Annotated in this window: 27 protein-coding genes and 1 riboswitch; of the genes, 18 read left to right on the top strand and 9 right to left on the bottom strand. The window is 69.4% G+C overall.

Annotation, left to right across the window (positions count from 1 at the left end):
- Positions 1-41 precede the first annotated feature (41 nt).
- Positions 42-191, top strand: a complete 150-nt coding sequence (locus PARJ55_RS23790; protein WP_156929399.1) for a hypothetical protein — start codon at positions 42-44, stop codon at positions 189-191.
- A gap of 629 nt (positions 192-820) precedes the next feature.
- Here PARJ55_RS23790 and groL read toward each other — a convergent pair.
- Positions 821-2,458 carry a chaperonin GroEL gene (gene groL, locus PARJ55_RS0101130; RefSeq protein WP_028711312.1) on the bottom strand — a complete coding sequence of 546 codons (1,638 nt, stop codon included), beginning with the start codon at positions 2,456-2,458 and terminating at the stop codon, positions 821-823.
- A gap of 38 nt (positions 2,459-2,496) precedes the next feature.
- Complete coding sequence (locus PARJ55_RS0101125; RefSeq protein WP_028711311.1) at positions 2,497-2,784, bottom strand: co-chaperone GroES; 288 nt, start codon at positions 2,782-2,784, stop codon at positions 2,497-2,499.
- A 197-nt stretch (positions 2,785-2,981) separates the two neighbouring features.
- On the opposite strand from PARJ55_RS0101125, the gene PARJ55_RS0101120 reads away from it, so the two are divergent.
- The 10 genes from PARJ55_RS0101120 to PARJ55_RS0101075 all read left to right on the top strand — a co-directional run bounded on the left by PARJ55_RS0101120 (position 2,982) and on the right by PARJ55_RS0101075 (position 11,229).
- Positions 2,982-4,283: a glycosyltransferase family 4 protein gene (locus tag PARJ55_RS0101120; protein ID WP_028711310.1), complete on the top strand. Its 1,302-nt coding sequence runs from the start codon at positions 2,982-2,984 to the stop codon at positions 4,281-4,283.
- 66 nt (positions 4,284-4,349) lie between these two features.
- A complete protein-coding gene (locus PARJ55_RS0101115; protein ID WP_028711309.1) occupies positions 4,350-5,393 on the top strand; it encodes a TraB/GumN family protein in 1,044 nt (347 codons plus the stop codon).
- Positions 5,383-5,718, top strand: coding sequence for a DUF4440 domain-containing protein (locus PARJ55_RS0101110; protein WP_028711308.1), 336 nt, complete (start codon positions 5,383-5,385; stop codon positions 5,716-5,718). The genes PARJ55_RS0101115 and PARJ55_RS0101110 overlap by 11 nt, the downstream gene beginning before the upstream one ends.
- Complete coding sequence (locus tag PARJ55_RS0101105; RefSeq protein WP_028711307.1) at positions 5,718-6,362, top strand: DUF1345 domain-containing protein; 645 nt, start codon at positions 5,718-5,720, stop codon at positions 6,360-6,362. Before PARJ55_RS0101110 ends, PARJ55_RS0101105 begins: the two co-directional genes overlap by 1 nt.
- 66 nt (positions 6,363-6,428) lie before the next feature.
- Positions 6,429-7,349 carry a manganese-dependent inorganic pyrophosphatase gene (locus tag PARJ55_RS0101100; protein WP_028711306.1) on the top strand — a complete coding sequence of 307 codons (921 nt, stop codon included), beginning with the start codon at positions 6,429-6,431 and terminating at the stop codon, positions 7,347-7,349.
- 16 nt (positions 7,350-7,365) lie between these two features.
- On the top strand, positions 7,366-8,235 hold the full coding sequence (locus PARJ55_RS0101095; protein ID WP_028711305.1) for a TIGR01459 family HAD-type hydrolase: 870 nt from the start codon (positions 7,366-7,368) through the stop codon (positions 8,233-8,235).
- Between the two features lie 108 nt (positions 8,236-8,343).
- On the top strand, positions 8,344-8,787 hold the full coding sequence (locus tag PARJ55_RS0101090) for a MaoC family dehydratase (protein ID WP_028711304.1): 444 nt from the start codon (positions 8,344-8,346) through the stop codon (positions 8,785-8,787).
- A 32-nt stretch (positions 8,788-8,819) separates the two neighbouring features.
- Positions 8,820-9,749, top strand: coding sequence for a bifunctional riboflavin kinase/FAD synthetase (locus PARJ55_RS0101085; RefSeq protein ID WP_028711303.1), 930 nt, complete (start codon positions 8,820-8,822; stop codon positions 9,747-9,749).
- Positions 9,749-10,189 carry a YcgN family cysteine cluster protein gene (locus PARJ55_RS0101080; protein ID WP_028711302.1) on the top strand — a complete coding sequence of 147 codons (441 nt, stop codon included), beginning with the start codon at positions 9,749-9,751 and terminating at the stop codon, positions 10,187-10,189. The genes PARJ55_RS0101085 and PARJ55_RS0101080 overlap by 1 nt, the downstream gene beginning before the upstream one ends.
- Positions 10,186-11,229, top strand: a complete 1,044-nt coding sequence (locus PARJ55_RS0101075) for a low specificity L-threonine aldolase (protein ID WP_028711301.1) — start codon at positions 10,186-10,188, stop codon at positions 11,227-11,229. The genes PARJ55_RS0101080 and PARJ55_RS0101075 overlap by 4 nt, the downstream gene beginning before the upstream one ends.
- Here the strand turns inward: PARJ55_RS0101075 and PARJ55_RS0101070 are convergent.
- From PARJ55_RS0101070 to PARJ55_RS0101060, 3 genes are read right to left on the bottom strand one after another with little or no spacing between them, the layout of a single operon-like run.
- The gene (locus PARJ55_RS0101070) at positions 11,226-11,693 is read right to left on the bottom strand and encodes a CinA family protein (RefSeq protein ID WP_028711300.1); all 468 of its coding nucleotides are present in this window, start codon (positions 11,691-11,693) and stop codon (positions 11,226-11,228) included. The two genes, PARJ55_RS0101075 and PARJ55_RS0101070, sit on opposite strands and share 4 nt — an antisense overlap.
- A complete protein-coding gene (locus tag PARJ55_RS0101065) occupies positions 11,690-12,190 on the bottom strand; it encodes a phosphatidylglycerophosphatase A (RefSeq protein ID WP_028716471.1) in 501 nt (166 codons plus the stop codon). Before PARJ55_RS0101065 ends, PARJ55_RS0101070 begins: the two co-directional genes overlap by 4 nt.
- A gap of 2 nt (positions 12,191-12,192) precedes the next feature.
- Positions 12,193-13,335 carry a bifunctional 2-C-methyl-D-erythritol 4-phosphate cytidylyltransferase/2-C-methyl-D-erythritol 2,4-cyclodiphosphate synthase gene (locus tag PARJ55_RS0101060; protein WP_028711298.1) on the bottom strand — a complete coding sequence of 381 codons (1,143 nt, stop codon included), beginning with the start codon at positions 13,333-13,335 and terminating at the stop codon, positions 12,193-12,195.
- A 149-nt stretch (positions 13,336-13,484) separates the two neighbouring features.
- On the opposite strand from PARJ55_RS0101060, the gene rpiA reads away from it, so the two are divergent.
- The 4 genes from rpiA to hflC are packed head-to-tail and all read left to right on the top strand — an operon-like array spanning position 13,485 to position 18,010.
- Positions 13,485-14,210 carry a ribose-5-phosphate isomerase RpiA gene (gene rpiA / locus PARJ55_RS0101055; RefSeq protein ID WP_028711297.1) on the top strand — a complete coding sequence of 242 codons (726 nt, stop codon included), beginning with the start codon at positions 13,485-13,487 and terminating at the stop codon, positions 14,208-14,210.
- Positions 14,207-15,607 carry a glutathione-disulfide reductase gene (gorA, locus tag PARJ55_RS0101050; protein ID WP_028711296.1) on the top strand — a complete coding sequence of 467 codons (1,401 nt, stop codon included), beginning with the start codon at positions 14,207-14,209 and terminating at the stop codon, positions 15,605-15,607. Before rpiA ends, gorA begins: the two co-directional genes overlap by 4 nt.
- 58 nt (positions 15,608-15,665) lie before the next feature.
- On the top strand, positions 15,666-16,895 hold the full coding sequence (gene hflK / locus PARJ55_RS0101045) for an FtsH protease activity modulator HflK (RefSeq protein ID WP_028711295.1): 1,230 nt from the start codon (positions 15,666-15,668) through the stop codon (positions 16,893-16,895).
- The gene (hflC, locus tag PARJ55_RS0101040) at positions 16,895-18,010 is read left to right on the top strand and encodes a protease modulator HflC (protein ID WP_028711294.1); all 1,116 of its coding nucleotides are present in this window, start codon (positions 16,895-16,897) and stop codon (positions 18,008-18,010) included. The genes hflK and hflC overlap by 1 nt, the downstream gene beginning before the upstream one ends.
- 114 nt (positions 18,011-18,124) lie before the next feature.
- Here hflC and PARJ55_RS0101035 read toward each other — a convergent pair whose 3' ends face one another.
- Positions 18,125-19,315 carry an AI-2E family transporter gene (locus PARJ55_RS0101035; protein ID WP_028711293.1) on the bottom strand — a complete coding sequence of 397 codons (1,191 nt, stop codon included), beginning with the start codon at positions 19,313-19,315 and terminating at the stop codon, positions 18,125-18,127.
- Between the two features lie 167 nt (positions 19,316-19,482).
- Positions 19,483-19,614: riboswitch (TPP riboswitch) on the top strand.
- Between the two features lie 66 nt (positions 19,615-19,680).
- Between PARJ55_RS0101035 and PARJ55_RS0101030 the strand changes: the two genes are divergently transcribed.
- Entirely contained in the window at positions 19,681-20,322 is a 642-nt protein-coding gene (locus tag PARJ55_RS0101030) for a TenA family protein (protein WP_028711292.1), read from the top strand.
- 3 nt (positions 20,323-20,325) lie between these two features.
- Here the strand turns inward: PARJ55_RS0101030 and PARJ55_RS0101025 are convergent, their stop codons facing one another.
- Both PARJ55_RS0101025 and PARJ55_RS0101020 read right to left on the bottom strand, forming a co-directional pair.
- Positions 20,326-20,799: an NUDIX hydrolase gene (locus PARJ55_RS0101025; protein WP_028711291.1), complete on the bottom strand. Its 474-nt coding sequence runs from the start codon at positions 20,797-20,799 to the stop codon at positions 20,326-20,328.
- A 70-nt stretch (positions 20,800-20,869) separates the two neighbouring features.
- Positions 20,870-21,190, bottom strand: coding sequence for an FYDLN acid domain-containing protein (locus PARJ55_RS0101020; protein ID WP_028711290.1), 321 nt, complete (start codon positions 21,188-21,190; stop codon positions 20,870-20,872).
- Positions 21,191-21,339: 149 nt separating this feature from the next.
- On the opposite strand from PARJ55_RS0101020, the gene PARJ55_RS0101015 reads away from it, so the two are divergent.
- Both PARJ55_RS0101015 and PARJ55_RS0101010 read left to right on the top strand, forming a co-directional pair.
- Positions 21,340-22,023 carry a M48 family metallopeptidase gene (locus PARJ55_RS0101015; RefSeq protein WP_028711289.1) on the top strand — a complete coding sequence of 228 codons (684 nt, stop codon included), beginning with the start codon at positions 21,340-21,342 and terminating at the stop codon, positions 22,021-22,023.
- A 44-nt stretch (positions 22,024-22,067) separates the two neighbouring features.
- Positions 22,068-22,712, top strand: coding sequence for a GntR family transcriptional regulator (locus PARJ55_RS0101010; protein WP_028711288.1), 645 nt, complete (start codon positions 22,068-22,070; stop codon positions 22,710-22,712).
- Positions 22,713-22,785: 73 nt separating this feature from the next.
- Here PARJ55_RS0101010 and PARJ55_RS0101005 read toward each other — a convergent pair whose 3' ends face one another.
- The gene (locus PARJ55_RS0101005; RefSeq protein ID WP_028711287.1) at positions 22,786-24,102 is read right to left on the bottom strand and encodes a homoserine dehydrogenase; all 1,317 of its coding nucleotides are present in this window, start codon (positions 24,100-24,102) and stop codon (positions 22,786-22,788) included.
- Positions 24,103-24,166 lie beyond the last annotated feature (64 nt).

Below are 24,166 nucleotides of genomic sequence, written 5' to 3'. Positions count from 1 at the left end.
GTCGGGTGGGGCTGCCCAATAACACAAGAAAAGGCAAGACAATGGCAAGAACGCCCAACAGACGCGCGAACCGCAGGAAGATCACGCAAAGGCATCAGGACAAGCGCCGGCTGGCGATCATGTTCCTGAACAAGCAGAACGATGCCTCGGCGGTTGCCGAATGCGACCGCAAGGCAGCCGGGGCGCGATAGCCCCGAACCGCCGGGTTCCCGTCGCGCAACGGTCCGCGGGCCGAGAAGGGGCGAAGGGACTCGCCCGGCAGCGGATCACCCCGCGGCAGCCGAGCTGCCGGGGGCTTTGGCAGATCCGCAGCCACGAACTTTCCATCCGACCAGAACCTGGGAAAATCCTGCCGCCTTCATGGTGCCGGGCTGCCCCGGCGATAGGCCGCGGCCGGTTTTGGGCGTGATCGGGGCCAGCCCGCCGTTTTCCGTGACGCCGTGGTCCGGCAGGGAAAGGACGGATCAAGGTCAGGTCGATCCCGCCCATCTGTCGTTCCCGTCCAGGCTCCCGTCAGCCTGATGAACGGCCGGCGCAGGTCATGCCCACGACCGACAGCTACCAACAATTCGGCAGACAAGGCGGCCGGCATGAAGCAGCCGCCCCCTTCGATGCCGCGGACCGGCGGCGATATTGGCGTGCCCGGTCGCCGAGGCTGACGATCCCCCCGACACCGACACCCGGTTCAGCGCGCTCGATGCGACCTGAAGGCGCTCTTTTTGCTGCGTTTTCGGGGGTGAGGCGATGGGATACCGGCTGCCGATATGAAGAAGGCCGCCCCTTTCGGGACGGCCCAATGCTTCGCCAAAGGCGGGGCTGCTTACATCATACCGCCCATGCCGCCCATGTCGGGCATGCCGCCGGCCGGAGCCTTCGGCTCGGGCTTCTCGGCGATCATGGCTTCGGTGGTGATCAGCAGGCCGGCGACCGAGGCGGCGTCTTCCAGCGCGGTGCGCACGACTTTCGCCGGGTCGATCACGCCGAACTTGAACATGTCGCCATATTCTTCGGTCTGGGCGTTGAAGCCGAAGGCCTTGTCCGAGGATTCGCGCACCTTGCCGGCCACCACGGCGCCGTCCACGCCGGCGTTCTCGGCGATCTGGCGCATCGGGGCTTCCAGCGCGCGACGGATGATCGCAATGCCGGCCTCCTGGTCCGAGTTCGCGCCGGTCAGGCCTTCCAGGGCCTTGGCGCCCTGCACCAGGGCCACGCCGCCGCCGACCACGATGCCTTCCTGCACCGCCGCGCGGGTCGCGTTCAGCGCGTCGTCGACGCGGTCCTTGCGCTCCTTGACCTCGATCTCGGTCATGCCGCCGACGCGGATGACGGCGACGCCGCCGGCCAGTTTCGCGACACGCTCCTGCAGCTTCTCGCGGTCGTAGTCCGAGGTGGTCTCCTCGATCTGCTGGCGGATCTGCGACACGCGGGCCTCGATCTCGGCCTTCTCACCGGCACCGTCGACGATGGTGGTGTTGTCCTTGTTGATCGAGATCTTCTTGGCGCGGCCGAGCATGTCGATGGTGACGTTTTCCAGCTTCATGCCCAGGTCTTCCGAGATCACCTGGCCGCCGGTCAGGATCGCGATGTCCTGCAGCATGGCCTTGCGGCGGTCGCCGAAGCCCGGAGCCTTGACGGCGGCGATCTTCAACCCGCCGCGCAGCTTGTTGACGACCAGCGTGGCCAGCGCCTCGCCCTCGACGTCCTCGGCCACGATCAGCAGCGGCTTCTGCGACTGGATCACCGATTCCAGCAGCGGGACCATCGGCTGCAGCGACGACAGCTTCTTCTCGTGCAGCAGGATGTAGGCATCCTCCAGCTCGGCGATCATCTTGTCGGCATTGGTCACGAAATAGGGCGAGAGGTAGCCGCGGTCGAACTGCATGCCTTCGACGACCTCGACCTCGGTCTCCATGCCCTTGTTCTCTTCGACGGTGATCACACCCTCGTTGCCGACGCGCTGCATGGCTTCGGCGATCTGCTGGCCGATGAAGCTTTCGCCGTTGGCCGAGATGGTGCCGACCTGGGCGACTTCCGAGCTGTCGTTGACCGGACGGGCGGCGGCCTTGATGGCCTCGACCACTTTCGCGGTGGCAACGTCGATGCCGCGCTTCAGGTCCATCGGGTTCATGCCGGCGGCGACCGCCTTCATGCCCTCTTTCACGATGGCCTGGGCCAGCACGGTGGCGGTGGTGGTGCCGTCGCCGGCCTCGTCATTGGTGCGCGAAGCGACTTCGCGGACCATCTGGGCGCCCATGTTCTCGAACTTGTCCGAGAGCTCGATCTCCTTGGCGACCGAGACGCCGTCCTTGGTGATGCGCGGCGCGCCGAAGGACTTGTCGATCACCACGTTGCGGCCTTTCGGGCCCAGCGTCACCTTGACCGCATCGGCCAGGATGTTCACGCCCTTCAGCATGCGGTCGCGGGCGTCGGTGTTGAACTTGACTTCTTTCGCAGCCATTTGAATCGCTCCTTGAATGGGTTATCTGGAAGGGACGATCAGGCGATGATGCCCAGGATGTCGCTTTCCTTCATGATCAGCAGCTCTTCGCCGTCGATCGTGACCTCGGTGCCCGACCATTTGCCGAAGAGCACCCGGTCGCCGGCCTTGACCGCGGGCGCGATCAGCTCGCCCGAATCCTTGCGCGCGCCTTCGCCGGCGGCGATGATCTCGCCCTCGGCGGGTTTCTCTTTCGCGCTGTCGGGGATGATCAGGCCGCCCTTGGTCTTTTCGTCCGACTGGACGCGACGGACCAGAACGCGGTCATGCAGCGGTTTGAAAGCCATTGTAGAACACTCCGGTGTTTCAGGTTGCAGTGTTGCAGCTGTTGGCACTCGGCTCCGGTGAGTGCCAATGACGCCCATCTAGGCGCGTGCGCGCGGGCTGTCAACGGTCCGCGATCGGGAAATTTCATCGCGAAATCCGCTTGACGCGCTTTCTGCGCCGCGGCTAGGCCGAAGGGGAAGCAGCGCGGGCGGAACTGATGGTGGAACGGCGTCTGAAGGCCCTTGTCATTGCCGAGGCGGCGAACCCCGAATGGGTCTCGGTCCCGCTGGTCGGCTGGTCGCTGGCCCATGCGCTGCGCGCGGTGGCCGATGTCCATATCGTCACCCAGGTCCGCAACCGCGAGGCGATCCTGCGCGCCGGCCTGGTCGAGGGGCGCGACTTCACCGCCATCGACAGCGAGAAGCTGGCCGCGCCGATGTGGCGGCTGGCCGAGCGGCTCAGCATGGGCAAGGGCGTGGGCTGGACCATGAAGACCGCGGTCTCGACCCTGGGCTACGGCTATTTCGAGCGGCTGGTCTGGCGCGCCTTCGGCGAGCGGATCCGCGCCGGCGCATATGACGTCGTGCATCGGGTGACGCCGCTGACGCCCACAGCGAACAGCCGCATCGCGCCGCTCTGCGCCCGCGCCGGCGTGCCTTTCGTGCTGGGACCGCTGAACGGCGGCGTCCCCTGGCCCCGGGGCTTCGACAGCGAGCGGCGGCGGGAAAAGGAATGGCTGTCCTATGTGCGCGGCGCCTACAAGGCGCTGCCGGGCAGGGGGGCGATGCTGCGCCATGCCGCGGCGATCATCTGCGGCTCGATGCACACCCTGGGCGAGATCCCGGCGCGATACCGCCACAAGACCGTCTGGCTGCCCGAGAACGCCATCGATCCCGCGCGCTTCAGCCTGACCGCGCCCCAGCCCGGGACCCTGCCGCTGCGCGGCTGCTTCATCGGCCGCCTCGTGCCCTACAAGGGGGCCGACATGGCGGTCGAGGCGGCGCTGCCGCTGCTGCGCGCCGGGCAGCTGACGCTGGATATCGTCGGCGACGGGCCGCAGGGCGACAGCCTGCGCGCGATGGTGGCGCGCGAGGGGGTGGAGCAGGCGGTCCGGTTCCACGGCTGGCTGCCGCACGAGCAGGTGCAGGGCGTCGCGTCGCAGGCGCAGTTGTTGGTCTTTCCCTCGGTGCGGGAATTCGGCGGCGGGGTGGTGCTGGAGGCGATGGCGCTCGGCGTGGTGCCGGTGGTCGCGGATTACGCCGGGCCGGGCGAGCTGGTCGATCAGGCGACCGGCTTTCGCATTCCCATGGGCAGCCGGGCCGAGCTGGTGGCGGGACTGCGCGCGCGGCTCGAGGCCATCGCCGCCGATCCGGCGGTGCTGCCGGGGATGGCGGCGGCGGCGCAGGCCCGCGTCATGCGCGATTTCACCTGGTCCGCCAAGGCCGCGCAGGTCGAGCGCATCTGGCGCGCGGTGGCCGCCGGGGCGCCGCCGCCGCAGGAACTGCCGCTGCCCGGCTAGGCTGGCGCCGCCAGCGCGCCCGTGCCATGCTGCCCGCCACATGTCGATGCTGCTGGAACCGAACCGATGCGCCTCAAGCCGATCCTGACCGCCCTGCTTGCCGCCGCCGCCCTGGCCCTGCCCGCGGCGGCGCAGGACTGCGTGGGGCAGAACCTCTTCGAGCGCATGACGCCGGAACGGCGGGCCGAGCTGGACGCCGCGGCCGAGGGCGTGCCCTATCGCCACGGCCTGTTCTGGCGCGCCGAGAAGGGCGACCGGCGGGTCACGCTGCTGGGCACCTATCACTTCGCCGATCCGCGCCATGACCTGACCATGCGGCATTTCGGCCCCGAGATCGACGCGGCCGCCCTGCTGCTGGTCGAGGCCGGCCCCGAGGAAGAGGCGCGGCTGGCCGAGGCCATGACCTCGGACCCGTCCCTGCTGGTCGATCCCGAGGGGCCGACCCTGCCCGAGCGGCTGACGGAGGCGGAATGGAAATCGCTTGCCGCGGCGCTCGAGGCGCGGGGCCTGCCCGCGGTCATCGCCAGCCGGCTGCGGCCCTGGTATGTGGCGGTGATGCTGGGCGTCTCGCCCTGCATGATGCGGGTGATCGAGGAAAAGGGCGATCCCGGCGGCCTGGATCACCTTCTGGTCGGGCGGGCCGAGGCCGCCGGCGTGCCGGTCCGGGCGCTGGAGCCCTGGGACACGGTCTTCACCCTTTTCGAGGGCATGACCCCCAAGGAGGAAGAGGACATGATCCGCGCCGCCATGCCCGCCGCGCAATATGCCGACGATTACGCGGTGACGCTGGCGGATACCTATTTCGCCGGCGACAGCTGGAAGATCTGGGAATTCGGCCGCTTCGACGCCTATGACCATTCCGGGCTGACCCGGGCCGAGATCGACGGGCAGATGCGGCTGGCGCAGGAAAAGCTGATGGACCAGCGGAACGAAAGCTGGATCGAACCCATTGAACAGGCAGCGGCCGAGGCGGCCGGGCAGGGCAAGGCCGTGGTCGTCGGCTTCGGCGCGCTGCACCTGCCGGGCGAGCATGGCGTGCTGCGATTGCTGGAAAACAGGGGCTGGACCATCAGCCCGATCACGGTGGAGGGGAAAGGCGATGGCGGATGAGCTCTGGCGCGAGGAACGCGAATTCTGGCTGGCGGGCGTGGCCGAGGCGGCGCGCAAGCTGGACGGGTCCTGCCTGATGGCCTTTGCGCCCACAGGCATCCTGAATCGCGCCGCGGCCGTCGCCGCCCTGCAATCCGCCCCGCGCTGGCAAGAGGTGACCATGGCCGAGCGCGCCAGCATCGAGACCGACGAGGTCTGCGTGCTGGCCTATCACGCCACCGCCCGCCGCGCCGGGGCCGAGACCTATCGCGCGCTCTGCACCACGACCTGGATCCGCCGCGCCGGCGACTGGCGCATCCTTCAGCACCAGCAGACCCGGGTCTGATGCTGCAGGACCTGCGCAGGCATCTGCGCTTCCTGCTCAGCTTCGCGCTTGGCCTGGCGGCCGGGCTGGCCTTCTACCGGCTGCAGGCCGTGGACCGGCTGCTGATCTTCTCGGTGCTGTTCTGCGCTGCCTATCTGGCGCTGACCGGGCTGCTGATGCGCGGCATCGGCGCCGAGGAGCTGCGCCGGCAGGCCGACCGCGACGACGAGGGCATGGTGCTGATCGTGCCGCTGGCGGGCGGCGCGGTGGCGATCAGCCTGGCCGCCATCCTGCTGACGATCCGCGACCCTCATGCCGGGATCGCGCTGCGCCCGGTGCTGGCCCTGGCCTCGGTGCCGCTGGGCTGGGCGATGATCCACACCGTCATGGCCTTCCACTATGCCAGCCTGTGGTATGCGCGCGGGCCGGACGGGACCGAGGCGCGGGGACTGGGCTTTCCCGGCCTTGTCCATGGCGGCGGGGATGCGGGGATCTGGGATTTCCTCTATTACAGCTTCACGCTGGGCATGGCGGCCCAGACCGCCGACGTGACGGCGCAGAGCACGCGGATGCGGCGGGTGACGCTGTTCCATTCCGCCTTCTCGTTCTTCTACAACACGGTGCTGCTGGCGCTGGCGGTGAACGCGGCGGTCTCGCTGGGTTGATAGACATTGCCGGGCCGCGCCCCTATAACGCCGGCGAATTTTCCGCCCAAGCTTCAGGGGATCCCCATGATCAAGGTTTTCGGCCACAAGGCCCCCGACACCGATTCGACCGGCTCGCCCATCATCTGGGCCTGGTATCTGTCCGAGGTGCGCAAGACCCCGGCCAAACCCGTGCTGCAGGGCGAGCCGAACACCGAAGCCGCCTGGATGCTGGCGAAATGGGGCCTCGACAAGCCCGAGATCATCGCGGATGTGGCGCCGGGCGAGCAATGCGTGGTGGTGGACACCAACAACCCCGCCGAGCTGCCCGATTCGCTGGCCGAGGCCGATGTGATCGAGATCATCGACCACCATCTGCTGGCCGGCGGTATCAAGACCCGCCTGCCGATCAACATCACCATCCGGCCGCTGGCCTGCACCGCGACGATCATGCACGACCTGATCGGCGACGAGGACCTGGCCCGCGCGCCCCGCGCCGTCAAGGGCGCCATGCTGACCTGCATCCTGTCGGACACGCTGGAATTCCGCAGCCCGACCACCACCCCGCATGACCGCTTCGTGGCCGAGAAGCTGGCGAAGGACCTGGGCGTCTCGATCCCCGACTATGCCGCCGAGATGTTCGCGGCCAAGTCCGACGTCTCGGCCTTTACCGAGGAGGCGCTGCTGCGCATGGACAGCAAGGAATACGCGCTCGGCGGCAAGCAGCTGCGCGTCTCGGTGCTGGAGACCACGGCGCCGCAGGTCCTGCTGGACCGCAAGGACGCGCTGATCGCCGCCATGCCCGCCGTGGCCGCCGCCGACGGCGCCGACGAGGTGCTGCTGTTCATCGTCGACATCCTGAACGAGGAAGCCACACTGCTGGTGCCGAACGACTTCGTGAAGCAGGTCGCCGAGAAAAGCTTCAACGCTGCCGTCTCGGGCGACACGGTGGTGCTGCCCGGCATCATGTCGCGCAAGAAGCAGATCATCCCGGCGCTGGCCGTCTGACCCGAAGGGCCCTTCCATGACGCAGATCATCCGCGCGCTCGACGAGATCGCGCTGAACTACGACGTGCTGTTCTGTGACCTCTGGGGTTGCCTGCACAATGGCGTCGCGGCCTTTCCCGCCGCCGTCGCCGCGCTGCAGGGCTTCCGCGCGAATGGCGGGCGGGTGGTGCTGCTGACCAATGCGCCGCGGCCGCAGAAATACGTGGCCGCGCAGCTCGACCGCATGGGCGTGCCGCGCGATGCCTGGGACGCCATCGTCAGCTCGGGCGACGCGGCGCAGGATGCGATGTTCGCCGGTGCCGTTGGCCGCCGCGTCTGGGCCATCGCCCAGCCCAAGGACGAGGGCTTCTTTGCCGATATCCCCGAGGAATGGCGCGACGCCCCGCCGATCGCCCGCGTGCCTCTGGAAGAGGCCGAGGGCATCGTCTGCTGCGGGTTGTTCGACGACCTGACCGAGGTGCCCGAGGATTATCGCGGCCGGCTGGTGCTGGCGCGCGAACGCGGGCTGAAGCTGCTTTGCGCCAATCCCGATGTGGTGGTGGACATGGGCGAAAAGCGTCTCTACTGCGCCGGGGCGCTGGCCGAGCTTTACGAGGATCTGGGCGGCACGTCGCTTTACTTCGGCAAGCCGCATCCGCCGATCTACGACCTCGCGCGCCGCCGGTTGGGGCTGGAGGACAATGCCCGCATCCTGGCCATCGGCGACGGCATCGCCACCGACATCGCCGGTGCCGCGGGCGAGGGGCTGGATGCGCTGTTCGTGACCGGGGGTCTCGGCTTCGACCAGTTCGGCCCGGATGTCGAGAATCCCGACCCGGCCCGGCTTGCCGAATGGCTGGCGCTGCGCTCGCAGGATCCGGCCTACAGCATCGGCCGGCTGCGCTGAACGGTTCGGTAACAATCAGTCTTTCTGGCTGGTGGCTGTGTTATTTTGTTGCGCGGCGGTGTTTTTGCTGCTATGCAGCATGGAGCCACTCATCGGGAGCACTGAATGATGCTGGACAACCTGCCGCGCGGCACGATCGTCATCGAGGATCTCGAGGTCGGGATGATGCGCTACCTGCAGAAGGTAGTGACCGACGAGGATATCGAGATGTTCGCCAAGGTCTCGACCGACCGCAATCCGGTGCATCTGGACGAGGCCTATGCGCAGGACACCATCTTCGAGGGCCGCATCGCCCATGGCATGCTGACGGCGGGGCTGATCTCGGCGGTGATCGGCGAGCAGCTGCCCGGCCATGGCACGGTCTATCTGGGCCAGACGCTGAAATTCATGGCCCCGGTGCGTCCGGGCGATCTGGTGCGCGCCGAGGTCACGGTCGAGGCGATCGACCATACAAAGCGCCGCGTGACCCTTGCAACCCGCTGCCTTGTCGGTGATACGGTCGTCCTGAAAGGTGAGGCCGTCGTCCTGGCGCCAAGCCGTAAATTCGACTGACAGGGCCGGCCTTCGGCCCATCGGGGGCCCGATTGCGCATCCATCACGACTGGAAAGCTCTGCCGCTCGATGCCCGCGGGGCCACCGTCGCCATGGGCAATTTCGACGGCGTCCATCTTGGCCATCGCTCGGTGATCGACGCGGCGCGGGCCGCCTGCGACGCGCCCCTGGGCGTCATCACCTTCGAGCCGCATCCGCGCGAGTTCTTCGCGCCCGAAGGCCCCGCCTTCCGGCTGATGAACGCGGAATCGCGCGCGAACCGGCTGGCGCGGCTGGGCGTGGACCATCTTTACGAACTGCCCTTCGACGCGGTGCTGGCCGGGCTTTCGCCCGAGGGCTTCGCGCGCGAGGTGCTGGTCGACGGGCTGGGCGTGCGCCATATCACCGTGGGCGCGGATTTCTGCTTCGGCCGCAAGCGTTCCGGCAATGCGCAGGTCCTGGCGCGGCTGGGGCGCGAGCTGGGATTCGGCGTCACCGTCGCGCCGCTGGTCGGCAATGGCGAGGTGGAATACAGCTCGACCGCGATCCGCAAGGCGCTGGCCGAGGGCCGCACCCGCGAGGCCGAGCGCATGCTGGGCCATTGGCACCGCATCGACGGCGAGGTGCTGCACGGCGACAAGCGCGGCCGCGACCTGGGCTATCCGACCGCGAACATGGCGGTGGAGGGGCTGCACCTGCCGGCACTGGGCATCTATGCCGTCCTGGTCGATGTGCTGACCGGGCCGGACCGCGGCAGCTACAAGGGTGTGGCCAGCCTCGGCGTGCGGCCGATGTTCGGCGAGAACCGGCCCAATCTGGAAGTGCATATCTTCGATTTCGCCGCCGATCTCTATGGTCAGCACCTTTCGGTGGCGCTGGTCGAATATCTGCGCCCCGAGGCGAAGTTCGACGGCCTGCCGGCGCTGATCGCGCAGATGGACCGCGACAGCGCCCAGGCGCGCGAGATCCTGGCGACCCGCTGATGCGCCCCCGGTTCTGGGAGCTGCCGCTGGCCAGCCTCGATCAGCAGGAATGGGAGGCGCTTTGCGACGGCTGCGGCAAGTGCTGCCTCAACAAGATCGAATACGAGGATACCGGCGAGCTGGCCTTTACCCGCGTCGCCTGCCGGTTGCTCGACGGCCAGTCCTGCCAATGCATGAGCTATGCCAACCGCCATGATTTCGTCCCCGATTGCGTGGTCCTGACCCCGAAGAAGCTCAAGGATATCGCCTGGTGGCTGCCTTCGACCTGCGCCTACAGGTTGCGTGCCGAGGGCAAGCCGCTCTACGACTGGCACTACCTGATTTCGGGGGATCGCGAATCGGTGCACCGCGCCGGCGCCTCGGTGCGCGGCTGGACCGTCAGCGAGCTTACGGTGACCGAGGACGACTGGGACGAGTATATCATCGAGGATCTGGCATGAACTTTGCCTCGGACAATGCGGGGGGCGTGCATCCCCGCATCATGGCGGCGCTGGCGGCCGCAAATGAAGGCCATCTGCCCTCCTATGGCGGCGACAGCGTCACCCGCGCGGCGCAGGACCGCGTGCGCGAGCTGTTCGACGCGCCCGAGGCGGCGGTGCATTTCGTGCCCACCGGCACCGCGGCCAATGCGCTGGCGCTGTCGCTGCTCTCGCCCGGCTGGGGCAAGATCTTCTGCCATGCCGACGCGCATGTGCAGACCAGCGAGGCCGGGGCGCCGGAATTCTTCACCGCCGGCGCGAAGCTGGTCCCGGTGCCCGGCACCGGCGGCAAGATCACCCCCGAGGCGCTGGCCGAGGCGCTGCACGTCCACGGCCGCGACGCCGTCCATGTCGGGCGCAACGCGGCGCTGACCCTGACCAACGCCACCGAATGGGGCACGGTCTACGGCCCGGACGAGGTCGCGGCGCTGGCGGGGCTGGCGCGCGAACACGGGCTGGGCGTGCATATGGACGGGGCGCGCTTCGCCAATGCACTGGCCAGCCTCGACGTCTCGCCCGCCGACCTGACCTGGCGGGCGGGGGTCGACATCCTGTCGCTGGGCGGCACCAAGAACGGCTGCATGGGCGTCGAGACGGTGGTGATCTTCGATCCGGCGCTTTCCGAGGAGTTCGCGTTCCGCCGCAAGCGCGCCGGGGCGCTGATCTCGAAGCACCGCTTCCTTTCGGCGCAGGTCCTGGCCTGGCTTGAGGGTGAGCTGTGGCTGCAGCTGGCGCGACATGCCAATGCCATGGCGCATGAGCTGGCGCTGGGTCTGGCGCGGCTGCCGGGGGTGCGCATCGATCAGCGCGTCGAATCGAACGCGGTCTTTGCCACCATCCCGCGCGAATTGCATGGCCGGGCCTGCGCCAGCGGCATCTGCTATCACCTCTGGCCGCATACCCAGGATGCCGAGGGCGAGGAGCCGGTCTCGATCCGGCTGGTCTGCGGCTGGGACACGCGGCTGGACGACGTGACCGCGGCCCTGCGGGCGCTGGCCTAGAGCAGCGCCGCCTTCAGCAGCGCCAGCGCGTGCTCGACCGTGGCGGCGCGCACCGCGGCGCGGCCGCGCGGGCCGAATTCCACCGTTTCCGTCCGCACGCCGCCCGCATCGGCAAGGCCGAAGCAGACCCGGCCCTCGGGCTTGTGTTCCGACCCGCCCGGCCCGGCAATGCCGGTGACGGCGACCGCGACGCCGGCCTGCGAGCGCGCCAGCGCGCCTTGGGCCATCTCGGCGGCGATCTCCTCGCTGACCGCGCCATGCGCCTCCAGCGTCTCGGGGCGGATGCCCAGCATCTCGATCTTGGCGGCGTTGGAATAGGTGACGAAGCCCCGGTCCACCGCATCCGACGAGCCCGGCACATCGGTCAGCCGCCCGGCGATCAGCCCGCCGGTGCAGCTTTCCGCCGTGGCGATCATCACCCCGCGCTTGCGTGCCAGATCAAGGATTTCCGCGGGATCGGTCACGACAGCATCGGCTCCAGCAGCGCATGGTAAAGCCCGGCCAGCATGACCGAGACCAGCCCGGCGAACAACCCGGCCCAAAGGTCGTCCAGCATCACCCCCGCCGCGCCGCCGCGCCGGTCGGCCCGGCCCACCAGCCAGGGTTTCCAGATGTCGAAGAGCCGGAACAGCAGGAAGGGCGCGACGAAACCGGGCCAGGCATCCAGGATCGAAACGCCGTGCCGCGCCAGCGGGATCACCGTGAAGCTCATGGCCAGCCATTGGCCCGCGACCTCATCGATGACGATCCAGGACGGATCCTTGTCGGCGCTGCCCTCCAGCACCCGCGGCACCGCCCAGAAGCCCAAGAGCACCGCCAGCACCACGCCCGCCGGCACCAGCCAGGGGCTGAGCCATTCATGGGCCGCCACCCCCAGCGCCACGGCCGCTGCCGAGCCCCAGGTGCCCGGCGCGGGGCGCAGGTGGCCGATGCCGAAGAAGCTCGCGATCATCCGTTCCATCGTCATCCCCCGACCAGCGTGGCGGTGGCGATGGCGGCGATGCCTTCCTCGCGCCCGGTAAAGCCCAGCCGTTCCGAAGTGGTGGCCTTGACGCTGACCCGGTCGGGCTCGACGCCGATGATTTCGGACAGGCGCAGCGCCATGGCGCCGGCATGCGGGCCGACCTTGGGCCGCTCGCAGATCAGCGTCACGTCGGCATTCGAGATCTCATAGCCCATCTGCCGGGCCAGCATCGCGGCGTGGCGCAGGAAGATGTGGCTTTCCGCGCCCTTCCATTGCGGGTCCGAGGGCGGGAAATGCCGGCCGATATCGCCCTGCGCCAGCGCGCCATAAAGCGCGTCGGTCAGGGCATGCATCCCCACATCGGCATCGGAATGGCCCAAGAGCGCCTTGTCATGGGGGATCTTCACCCCGCAAAGCCAGACATGGTCGCCTTCGGTAAAGGCGTGCACGTCGAAACCGTTGCCAAGCCGGATGTCCATCGCGTCCCCCAGGATACGCTCGGCCCGGGCGAAATCGCCGGGCCAGGTCAGTTTCAGATTGTCCTCGTCGCCCGGCGTCACGGCGACGGGCAGGCCGGCGCGGATCGCCAGTTCCACGTCATCCGCCGCGCCCCCGGGATGGGCGCGATGCGCGGCCAGGATGGCGTCCAGCGCGAAACCCTGCGGGGTCTGGGCGCGAAACAGCCCCTCGCGGCTGGCGGTGGCGGCGACGCGCCCGTCCTCGGCCCGCCAGAGCGCATCGGTGACCGGCAGGGCGGGGGCGGCGGCGGGGCTGCCCGCCTCCAGCGCCTCGATGACGCCGGCGATCACGCGGGGCGAGACCAGCGGCCGGGCGCCGTCATGGATCAGCACATGGGTGACGCCGCTGCCCTCCAGGCTCTCCAGCGCCGCGCGCACGCTGTCGCTGCGCGTGGCGCCGCCCGCGACCAGCACGACCGGGCCGGCAAGCTCGGCCACGCCGCGCGCCATGTCCTCGGGCGCCAGCGTCACCACGATGCGCGGGAAGCCGGCAAAGGCGGCGATGCTGCGCTCCAGCACGGTTTGCCCGGCAAGGGGGCGCCATTGCTTGGGCGGGCCGTCTCCGGCGCGGGTGCCGCGGCCGGCGGCGGTGATGATGGCGGCATATGTGGCGGGTATCGTCATGGCCGCCAGATTTAGGTCAGCCGCCGCCCCGAGGCAATCGCCGCAAGGCAGGCGTTTCGTCGCGGCCAAAAGACGCAGCCGGCAGTAGCCCATGGCGCGGCTTCTGCGTATAAGGACGCGAGCCTGCCATTCTGCCAAGGACCCCTGCCATGACCGACCCCGCCATCGCCGACCTTTCCAAGGATGCCGCCGCCCGTGCCGCCGTGGCGCTGGTCGAGCCGGGGATGCGGCTGGGCCTGGGCACCGGCTCGACCGCCGCGATCTTCGTGCGCCGCCTCGCGCAGCGGGTCAGGGAGGAAGGCTTCGAGCTGCGCTGCGCCGCGACCTCGAAGGCGACGGCCGAACTGGCGGGTGCGCTGGGGCTGAAGGTCGAGGAGCTGGACGATATCGGCTGGCTGGACCTGACCATCGACGGCGCCGACGAGGTGGACCCGGACCTGAACCTGATCAAGGGCGGCGGGGCGGCGCATCTGCGCGAAAAGATCGTCGCCACCGCTTCGGACCGCATGGTGGTCATCGCCGACCAGGGCAAGGTGGTGGACCGGCTGGGCGCCTTTCACCTGCCGGTCGAGGTGATTCCCTTCGGCTGGCAGGCCACGAAGACGCTGATCCAGCGGGCGCTGGACCGGCTGGACCTGACCCGGCGCCCGATCCTGCTGCGCAAGCGCGGCGAGCAGACGCTGCTGACCGACGAGGGCAACCTGATCCTGGACCTGGCGCTGGAATCCATCCCGGACGCCGAGGAACTGGCGGCCGAGCTGTCCTCCATCGCCGGGGTGGTTGAACACGGGCTTTTCCTGAATATCTGCGAGCTTGCGATCATCGGCTGCCCGGACGGCTCGGTGGTGGAACTGCGGCGCGAGGACATGGCATGAAATTCGACTACGACCTTTTCGTCATCGGCGGCGGCTCGGGCGGGGTGCGCGCGGCGCGGATCGCGGCCAGCGAATACGGCGCCCGCGTCGGCCTGGCCGAGGAAAGCCGCATGGGCGGCACCTGCGTCATCCGCGGCTGCGTGCCCAAGAAGCTGATGATCTTCGCCTCGCAGGCCGGGGCGGCCGCGGCCGAATCGCGCGGCTATGGCTGGCAGGGCGCCAGCGAGGGCCGCTTCGACTGGGCCGAGTTCCACGGCAAGCTCGGGCGCGAGCTCGACCGGCTGGAGGGCGCCTATACCTCGGGGCTGGTCAATGCCGGGGTCGATGTGCATATCCAGCGCGCCCGGCTGCACGACGCCCATACGGTCGAGCTGGCGGACGGCCAGCGCCTGACGGCCAAGCATATCCTGATCGCGGTCGGCGGCCGGCCGCAGCGCCCCGACATTCCGGGCAAGGAGCTGGGGCTGATCTCGGACGACCTGTTCACGATGGAAGATCTGCCGGGCCGGATGCTGGTGGTGGGCGGCGGCTTCATCGCCTGCGAATTCGCCACCATCCTGCAGGGCCTCGGCTGCGCCACCGCGCTGGCCTATCGCGGCGATGCGGTGCTGCGCGGCTTCGATGCCGAGATGCGCCGCCATGTCACCGAGCAGCTGCGCGCCATCGGCGTCGATGTGCGGCTGAACACCAATCCGGTGCGGCTGGACCGCGAGGGGGCGGCCATCCGCGCCACCTTCGAGGACGACAGCAGCGAGATCTTCGACGCGGTGATGTTTGCCACCGGCCGCGCGCCCTATACCAAGGGGCTGGGGCTCGAGGAGGCGGGCGTCCGGCTGGGCCGCAAGGGCGAGGTCCTGGTGGACGAATGGTCGCAAAGCTCGGTGCCGTCGATCTATGCCGTCGGCGACGTGACCGACCGGGTGAACCTGACCCCGGTGGCGATCCGCGAGGGGCACAGTTTCGCCGACACGGTCTTCGGCGCCCGGCCCCGCAAGGTCGATCACCGGCTGGTGGCGGGGGCGGTCTATACCCGCCCGCATGAGCTGGCGACCATCGGCCTGACCGAGGAGGAGGCCGAGGCCTGCGGTCCCGCCGACATCTATGTCGCCAGCTTCCGGCCCATGCGCTCGCTTTTCGCCGGCTCGGATGCGCGGGCGGTGATGAAGCTGGTGGTGGATGCCGCAACCGACAAGGTGCTGGGCTGCCACATCTTCGGTCCCGAGGCGGGCGAGATGATCCAGATGGTCGCGGTGCCGATGGGCATGGGCGCCACCAAGGCCGATTTCGACGCCGCCATCGCCGTGCATCCGACCCTGGCCGAAGAGCTTGTGACCATGCGCAGGCCCACCCGCCGGGTCGGGGCGGCAAATCTGGACAAACCCGTCGCATCGGCTTGATTTTCCGGCCGAAGCCACCAGTTTCAACCACACGGACGTAAAGCGAGGCACGAGATTTATGGCAGGACAAGGCCCCTGGGGCGGCGGCGGAGATGATGGCAAGGGCGGCAGAGAGCCGCCGCAGGGGGGCGGCCAGCGTCCCTGGGGCGGGCCGGGGGGCGGCAAGGACGACCGTCCGCAGGGGCCGCGCCGGGGCGACCAGATCCCCGAGATCGAGGAACTGGTGCGCAAGGGCCAGGACCGTCTGCGGGTGCTGATGGGCGGCAAGGGGCCGGGCGGCGGCAATCGCGGCGGCGGTCCGCGCCGTCCGCAGGGCCCGCAATTCCAGATGAACCGCGGCACCTGGGGCATCGCGGCGCTTGCCGTGGTGGCGCTTTGGGCCTTTTCCAGCTTCTACACCGTCAAGCCCGAGGAACGCGCGGTCGAGCTGCTGTTCGGCAAGCCCGTCGGCACCGGCGAGCCGGGCCTCAACTTCGCGCCCTGGCCGGTCGTCACCGCCGAGGTGGTGCAGGTCTCGGGCGAACGGACCACGGAAATCGGCACCGGCCGCGCCGGGCCGATGGATTCGGGGCTGATGCTGACCCGCGACCAGAACATCGTGGACATGGCCTATCAGGTGGTCTGGAACATCTCGGACCCCGAGAAATTCCTGTTCAACCTCGCCGATCCCGAGGACACGATCCGCGCGGTTTCGGAATCGGCCATGCGCGACATCGTGGCGCGGTCCGAACTGGCGCCGATCCTGAACCGTGACCGTGGTGCCATCGCCGACGACCTCAAGCTGGCGGTGCAGAACACGCTGAACGCCTATGAGGCGGGGATCAACGTGCTGCGCGTCAACCTGGACCGCGCCGACCCCCCGCGCGAGGTGATCGACAGCTTCCGCGAGGTGCAGGCCGCCCAGCAGGAACGCGACCGGCTGGAGAAAGAGGCCGACGCCTATGCGAACCGCGTGCTGGCCAGCGCCCGGGGCGAGGCCGCCGCCGTGATCGAACGCGCCGAGGCCTATCGCGCCGAGGCGGTGAACACCGCCGAGGGCGAGGCCGCGCGCTTCAACTCGGTCTATGACGAATATGTGAAGGCGCCGGAGGTGACGCGCCGGCGGATGTATCTGGAAACGATGGAGAAGGTTCTGGGCGGGGTGAACAAGGTCATCCTCGACGGCGAGGCGGGGCCGGGCGTGGTGCCCTATCTGCCGCTGGATCAGTTGCGCAGCGGGGCGCCGGCTTCCGGCAACCGCAATACGGGCAACGCCAATTCGGGCAACACCAGCGGGGGGAACCAGTGATGAACCGTGCAATCTCGCTTCTGGCGCTGCCCTTCCTGGTCGTGGTGGCGGTCCTGGTCATCTCCTCGCTCTATATCGTCGATGTGCGTGAAAAGGCGCTCGTCCTGCGCTTCGGCGAAGTGGTCGACGTGCGCGAGGAGCCGGGCCTGGGCGTCAAGGTGCCCTTCCTCGACAATGTGGTGAAATACGACGCCCGCATCCTCGGCCTGCCGACCCCGCCGATGGAGGTCACGCCGCTGGACGACCGCCGTCTGGTGGTCGATGCCTTCGCGCGCTGGCAGATCACCGACGTGGTGCAGTTCCGCCGCGCGGTGGGTGCGGGCGGCATCGAATTCGCGCAGCGCCGGCTTGAGCCGATCGTGACCAATGCGATCCGGCAGGTGCTGGGCTCGGTGCCCTCGACCACGGTGCTGTCGGACGACCGGACGCCGCTGATGAATCGCATCCGCGACCTGTCGCGCGACGATGCCCGCGACCTGGGCATCCGCGTCATCGACGTGCGCCTGACCCGCACCGACCTGCCCGAGCAGAACCTGACCGCGACCTATGCCCGGATGCGTGCCGAGCGCGAGCGCGAGGCCGCCGACGAGATCGCCCGCGGTGGCGAGGCCGCGCAGCGCGTCCGCGCCGCCGCCGACCGCACCGTGGTCGAGCTGACCTCCGAGGCGCGGAAGCGCGCCGAGGTGGTGCGCGGCGAAGCCGATGCCCGCCGCAACGCCATCTACGCCGATGCCTTCGGCCGCGACCCCGAGTTCTTTGCCTTCACCCGCTCGATGACCTCCTATGAGCGGGCGCTGCGGGGCGAGAACAGCTCGCTGGTGATCCAGCCGCAGGGCGAGTTCTTCGACTACCTGCGCAACGACGGGGCCGACCGGGCCAATCCGGTGCCGGTGCCCCGGCCGGCCTCGACCCCCGCCGCGGACGAGGACGAAGCCGAGGCCGAGAGCTCGGGCGCGATCGCACCCGGCGAGGCCGTCGCCCCGACCGAGACCAATCGCGAGGGCGAGCCGCTGGGCGCCGGTGCCGGCGTGACGCTGACGCCGCTGCCGGAATCGCTGGCCGCGCCGCCGCAGGAGGATCCCGTGGTGCCTCCGGCGCCGCTTCCGGCGGATTGATCCGGACGCCGGCGCCGACGGAAGCCCGGCCGCAACAGGAAAGGCGGGACGCATCTGCGCCCCGCCTTTTTCCATGTTCCGCCGTTCTTGCGCCGGGGGCCGGTCAGGCCCCGGTCACTCCAGGCCGATCAGCTTGCTGTCCTGCCGCTGCTCTTCTTCGGCAAGCTCGCGCTGCCATTCCCGCCAGATCGAGACCAGCAGCGCCATCAGCACCGGGCCGACGAACAGCCCGACGATGCCCATGGTCTTGACCCCGCCGATCAGGCCGAAAAAGGTCGGCAGGAACGGCAGCTTGACCGGGCCGCCGACCAGAACCGGGCGGATGGTCTTGTCCACCACGAACAGCTCGCAGGTGCCCCAGACGAACAGCGCCGCCCCCTCGACGGGCGAGCCGCTGGCCACCAGATAGGCCGAGACCAGGGTGAAGGACAGCGGCGCGCCGCCCGGGATCAGCGCCATGAAGCCGGTGATCACCCCGAAGGTCACCGGCGAGGGCACGCCGGCCAGCCAATAGGCCACGCCCAGGATCACCCCCTCGCCGATGGCGATCAGGGTCATGCCCGTCACGGTCGAGCTGATCGTCGCGGGCACGACGCGCGACAGCCTGCTCCAGCGGTCGGGCAGGATGCGGCGGCCGACCTGGTCGATCTGCGCCACGATCTTGTCGCCGTCGCGATACAGCACGAACAGGGTAATCAGCATGAACAGCAAGGTCAGCGCCAGATGGAAGGCCAGCGTCCCCGCCGTCACCGCGCCGCGATAGATCGCCCCGATATTCGAGCCGCTGACCAGCTGCACGATCTCGCTGATGCCGCCGGGCCGGCCGATATAGGTCTGCCAGTTCTCGTCCAGCCAGTCGCCGACCTGCGGCAGCTCGACCATCCAGCCCGGCGTCGGCGCGCCCGAGCTGTTGACCACGATCGCCCAGTTGATCCAGTCGCGCAGCTCGCGGAAGGCATAGATCAGCGCCATGGCGATGGGGATCAGCAGGAAGCAGACCAGCACCAGCACCAGCACCGTCGCCGCCCCGGTGCGGCCCAGGTTCAGCTGGCGGGCGGCGCGCTCGCGCAGGGGCCAGCTGGCCAGCGCGATCACCATGGCCGCCAGCACCGGCACCAGGAAGCCGTGGAAGAAATAGATCGAGGCCGCCACGATGGCCAGCAGCAGCCAGCGCGCGGCCGAGATATTGGTCAGAAGCGGCGGCCGGTGCAGGCGCAGGCCGACCTGTTTCGGGCTTTGCCGCGAGGCGGCGGGATCGTTCAGTTCTGTCGCGGTCGTGGGTTTCGGCATTTCGCCCGTCGTCATGGTCCCGGTCCTGACTGCGGGCGGGTAGCGCCCGCCCTGCGGCAACGAGATAACATCTCGCCCCCGGCTGCAAGACGCAATGCCGCGCCGCAGCCGGCCGGTTCCGGATTTCGCGGCTCACGATCTTGTGGGCAGGCCGTGACAGCCGCCGCGCCGCGCGCTAGTCTGGCGCCACCAAGGGGAGTCCCGGCAAGGGGCTGAGAGACCGCTGGCCTCGATCGACCCGACGACGGGCGGCGCGGTGACCCTTCGAACCTGATCCGGATCATGCCGGCGAAGGGATGGGAAGGATGCGCCTGTCTTTTGCCGGCCTCACCGCGAGGCCGAACTGCAACCCGGTCTCGCCCCAAGCCATGAGGGCCCCGATGACCGAGAGCTTTTTCGAAACCCTGCGCCGGGAATGCGCCGCGGACTGGACCGCCGCCGTCGAGCACCGCTTCGTACGCGAGCTGTTCGCCGGCAGCATCGCGGATGCGGCGATGGCGCGCTACCTGATGCAGGATCACCGCTTTCTCGACGCCTTCCTGACGCTTCTGGGCGCGGCCATCGCCTCGGCCGACCGCTTCGAATCGCGGCTGCGCTTCGGGCGTTTCGCCGGCATGGTCTCGGGCGAGGAGAACGACTATTTCCTGCGCGCCTTCGCGGCGCTCGGCGTGGACGAGGCGGATCGCGCCGCCACCCCCGACAGCGCGCCCACCGCGGGGTTCCAGGCGCTGATGCGCGAGGCGGCGGCGACGCGCAGCTATCCCGCCGTGTTGGCGGTGTTGAACGTGGCCGAGGGGCTTTACCTCGATTGGGCCAGCCGCGCGCCGCAGCCGCTGCCCGAGCGTTTCGTCCATGCCGAATGGATCACACTGCACGATAATGCCTTCTTCCGGGATTTCGTCGGCTTCCTGCGCGAGGAGTTCGACCGGGCCGGGCCCGGAGCGGCGGATCAGGCGCGCGACTTCTTCCGGCGCGCCGTCACGCTGGAACGGGCGTTTTTCGACGAGGTCTACGCGGCCTGACGGTCAATCCTCGACGATCTCGATCTCGGGCGGGCTGCCGGGCGGCCCGTTCGCGCGATAGTCCAGCACGATGCGCGGCAGCGCGGCCGGCGCCAGCCGCTCGCCGGTATGGCGCATCTCGGGCAGGCTCCACCAGCGGAATTCGCGGATGGCGCCGGCCTCGGGCGCGTTCCGGATCACCGGCACGAAATCCTGGGTCTCGATCAGGAAATAGTCCTCGGACTGCCGCCAGCGTCGCTGCCGCAGCGTCATCGCGACGCGGCGGCGCCAGACCAGCGGGCCAAGCGCGGGCAGGGCGAAGCCCAGTTCCTCGGCCAGTTCGCGGCGCAGGGTCTGCTCGGCGGTCTCGCCGGGCTCGGCGCCGCCGCCGGGGGTGATCCACCAGTCGCCGGTGCCGTAATCGACGCGCATCAGCAGCACCCGGTCGTCCGGGGTCAGCAGGATGGCGCGCATGGCCTGTCTGTCGATGATCCGCATCTTCGGCCGCCAAAGGAAAGGCCCCGGCCGCGGGTCGCGTTCCGGGGCCTGGACCAGTCGGGACGAGGGCTTATTCGTCGTCGCTCTCGGGCACGTCGGCGATGTCGTCCAGCGACATGTCGCCGTCATCGTCGTCGTCCAGCAGATCGTCGTCCAGATCGCCGGTATCGGCGTCGTCGTCCAGATCCTCGTCATCGACCAGATCGGTCTGGTCTTCTTCCCGCGCCGCGGTCTTTTCCGAGATCAGCGAGCGCGAGCGGCCGTTGGTCAGGCTTTCCAGCGTGAATTCTGCGCCGCAGGCGGGGCAGGTCATCGGGTCGTTTCTCAGGTCGTAGAAGCGCGTGGCGCAATGGGGGCAAAGGCGTTTCGTGCCCCATTCCTCTTTGGGCATGGTATTCTCTTTTTCTGCCGCGTTCAGGTAAATCCGCTGTCCCCTGCCATAGCCGCGCGGGGCTGTCAAAGCCTTTTCCCCTTGCGGGCGGGTGGCGGTGCAGGGGAAAGATGGGGCAACAGGCGGACCATCGCAAGATGCGGGACATGATGGACAGGATTCTGGTCGGAGGCGACATTCCGGTGACGCTGCGGCGCTCGGCCCGGGCGCGGCGCATGACGCTGCGCGTGGCGCGGGCGGGGGGCGAGGTGGTGCTGACCCTGCCCAGCCGCACCAGCCTTTCGGACGGCCGCGCCTTTGCCGAGTCGCGGGCCGAGTGGCTGCGCCGCACCCGGGCCGAAATGCCGGCGCTGCAGCTTGCCGAGCATGGCGCGCTGCTGCCGGTCGAGGGCCGGCTGCGCCGCATCACTCCGGCAGGCACGCGCCGGGTCGAGCTGACCGACGAGGCGCTGCTGGTGCCGCAGGCCCGGCCGGCCGGCGTGGTGGTCGAGGCCTGGCTGAAGCATCTGGCGCAGGCCCGGCTGGTCGCGGCCTGCGACCGCTACGCGGCGGCGCTGGGGCGCGGCTTCCGGGCGCTGGCGCTGCGCGACACGCGCTCGCGCTGGGGCAGCTGCACCCATGACGGACGGCTGATGTTCTCGTGGCGCCTCGCCATGGCGCCGCCCGAGGTGCTGGACTATGTCGCGGCGCATGAGGTGGCGCATCTGGCGCATATGGACCATTCGCCGGCCTTCTGGGCCGCGACCGGGCGGCTGATGCCGGATTACGCGCGCCACCGCGCCTGGCTGCGCAGGCACGGCCATGAGCTGCTGGCCTGGCGGTTCCGCCTCTGACGTGCGGACTTGACGGCGCCCGGTTTTGTGATCACAGCTGGCGCATGACTGCTTCGCGTTCCTCGGAAAGTTCCGCCCATGAGCGGCTTTATCGCAACCTGCGCCAGCGCATCATGCTGGGCGAACTGCCGCCCGGCCTGGCCCTGACCCTGCGCGGCATCGCCGCCGAGCATCGCGTCTCGATGACCCCGGCGCGCGAGGCGGTGCGGCGCCTGGTGGCCGAGGGGGCGCTGTCGCTCTCCTCCTCGGGGCGGATCACCACGCCGGAGCTTTCGGTCGAGCGCATCGAGGAACTGGCGGCGCTGCGCGGGCTGATCGAGCCGGAACTGGCCGCCCGCGCCCTGCCGCGCGCCCATCAGGCGCTGATCGAGCGCATGGCGGTGATCAACGCCGCCATCGGCGAGGCGGCGGAAAGCCATGACGCGATCGGCTATATCCGCACCAACCTGGAATTCCACCGGCTGCTCTACCTGCGCGCCCAGGCGCCGGCGATGCTGGCCATCGTCGAGACGGTCTGGCTGCAGCTCGGCCCGACCATGCGCGCGCTATACGGCCGGGTCAAGCGCAACGAGCCGCCGCGCCATCACCGCATGATCCTGGCCTCGCTGCGCGCCGGGGACGAGCCGGGGCTGCGGCTGGCGGTTCGGGCCGACGTGACCCACGGCCTGCGGCACCTGGGCACGGCCTGAACCCGGCGCGGCCATTTCTTCGTTACAGAAATCCCCGAATCCGGCAGCGCGGGCGGGCGCGGCCGGCGCCGGATCAGACCTCCTCGATCCGCAGCTCGACCGGCTCGCCGGCGATGACGCCGGTGCGGGGCAGGGCCTCGATGGCGTGGTCGATGGCCTCGGGGGTGGTCTTGTGGGTGACGATCAGCACCGGCGCGATGCCCTCGCTGTGGGAATGGCCGTATTGCCGCATGCGGTCGATCGAGATGCCGCTGTCGCCCAGCACCGAGGCCACCTTGGCCAGCGCCCCCGGCTTGTCGGTCAGCTGCAGGCGGATGTAATAGGCCGCCGGCACCGCCGTGCGCGCCGGTTGCGGGCTGGCCAGCGTCTCGGCCGGCTGGCCGAAGCTCGGCATCCTGACGCCGCGCGCGATCTCGACCACGTCGGACATCACCGCGCTGGCGGTCGGGCCCTCGCCGGCGCCGGCGCCGCGCAGCACGATCTGGCCGACCGCATCGCCCTCGATCACCACCATGTTGGTGCCGCCCTGCAATTGCCCCAAGGGGCTGTCGGCGGGCACGAGGCAGGGCGACATGCGCTGTTCCAGCCCGCGCCCGGTCATCTGCGCCACCCCCAGCAGCTTGATGCGATAGCCCATGTCGGCGGCGCGGCGGATGTCGTCGATGCTGACCCGCTCGATGCCCTCGATCTCGACCGCGTCGAAGCTCGGGCGGGTGCCGAAGGCGATGGCGGCCAGGATCGCCAGCTTGTGGCTGGCGTCGATGCCGCCCACGTCCAGCGTCGGATCGGCCTCCAGATAGCCCAGCTGCCGCGCCTCCTCGAACACCGTCTCATAGGGCAGGCCGGCGCTTTCCATCCGGGTCAGGATATAGTTGCAGGTGCCGTTCATCACCCCCATGACGCGGCGGATCTCGTTGCCGGAAAGCGACTCGGTCATGGTCTTGATCACCGGGATGCCCCCGGCCACGGCAGCCTCGAAGCGGATCACCCGCCCATGGGCCTCGGCCAGTTCCGCCAGCTCCTGGCCGTGGATCGCCAGCAGCGCCTTGTTGGCGGTCACCACATCCTTGCCGGCGCGCAACGCGGCGGTCACCGCCTCGCGGGCGATGCCCTCGTCGCCGCCGATCAGCTCGACCAGGACGTCCACGTCCTCGCGCAGCGCCAGGGCGCGGGCGTCGTCTTCCCAGGCATAGCCGGACAGGTCCAGGTCGCGGTTCTTCATCCGGTCGCGGGCGCTGACGGCGGTGATGGCGATGGGCCGGCCGGCGCGCAGGCCCAGCAGGGCGGCGTGTTTCTGGATGATCTTGACGGTGCCGGTGCCGACCGTCCCGAGACCAGCGATGCCGAGACGAAGCGGAGAGGCGTTTTGCCCCTGGTTCTGGGCGGACATATGAAACTCTTATCTATGGACGAAGCGGTGTTAGCGGATGGCGCGCGAGCTTGCAACGCAAGGC

The organism is Paracoccus sp. J55, from assembly GCF_000513975.1.
Taxonomy (GTDB): Bacteria; Pseudomonadota; Alphaproteobacteria; order Rhodobacterales; family Rhodobacteraceae; genus Paracoccus.
Note: the sequence above shows the minus strand (reverse complement) of the source record. Positions and strands in the feature narration are given on the sequence as shown.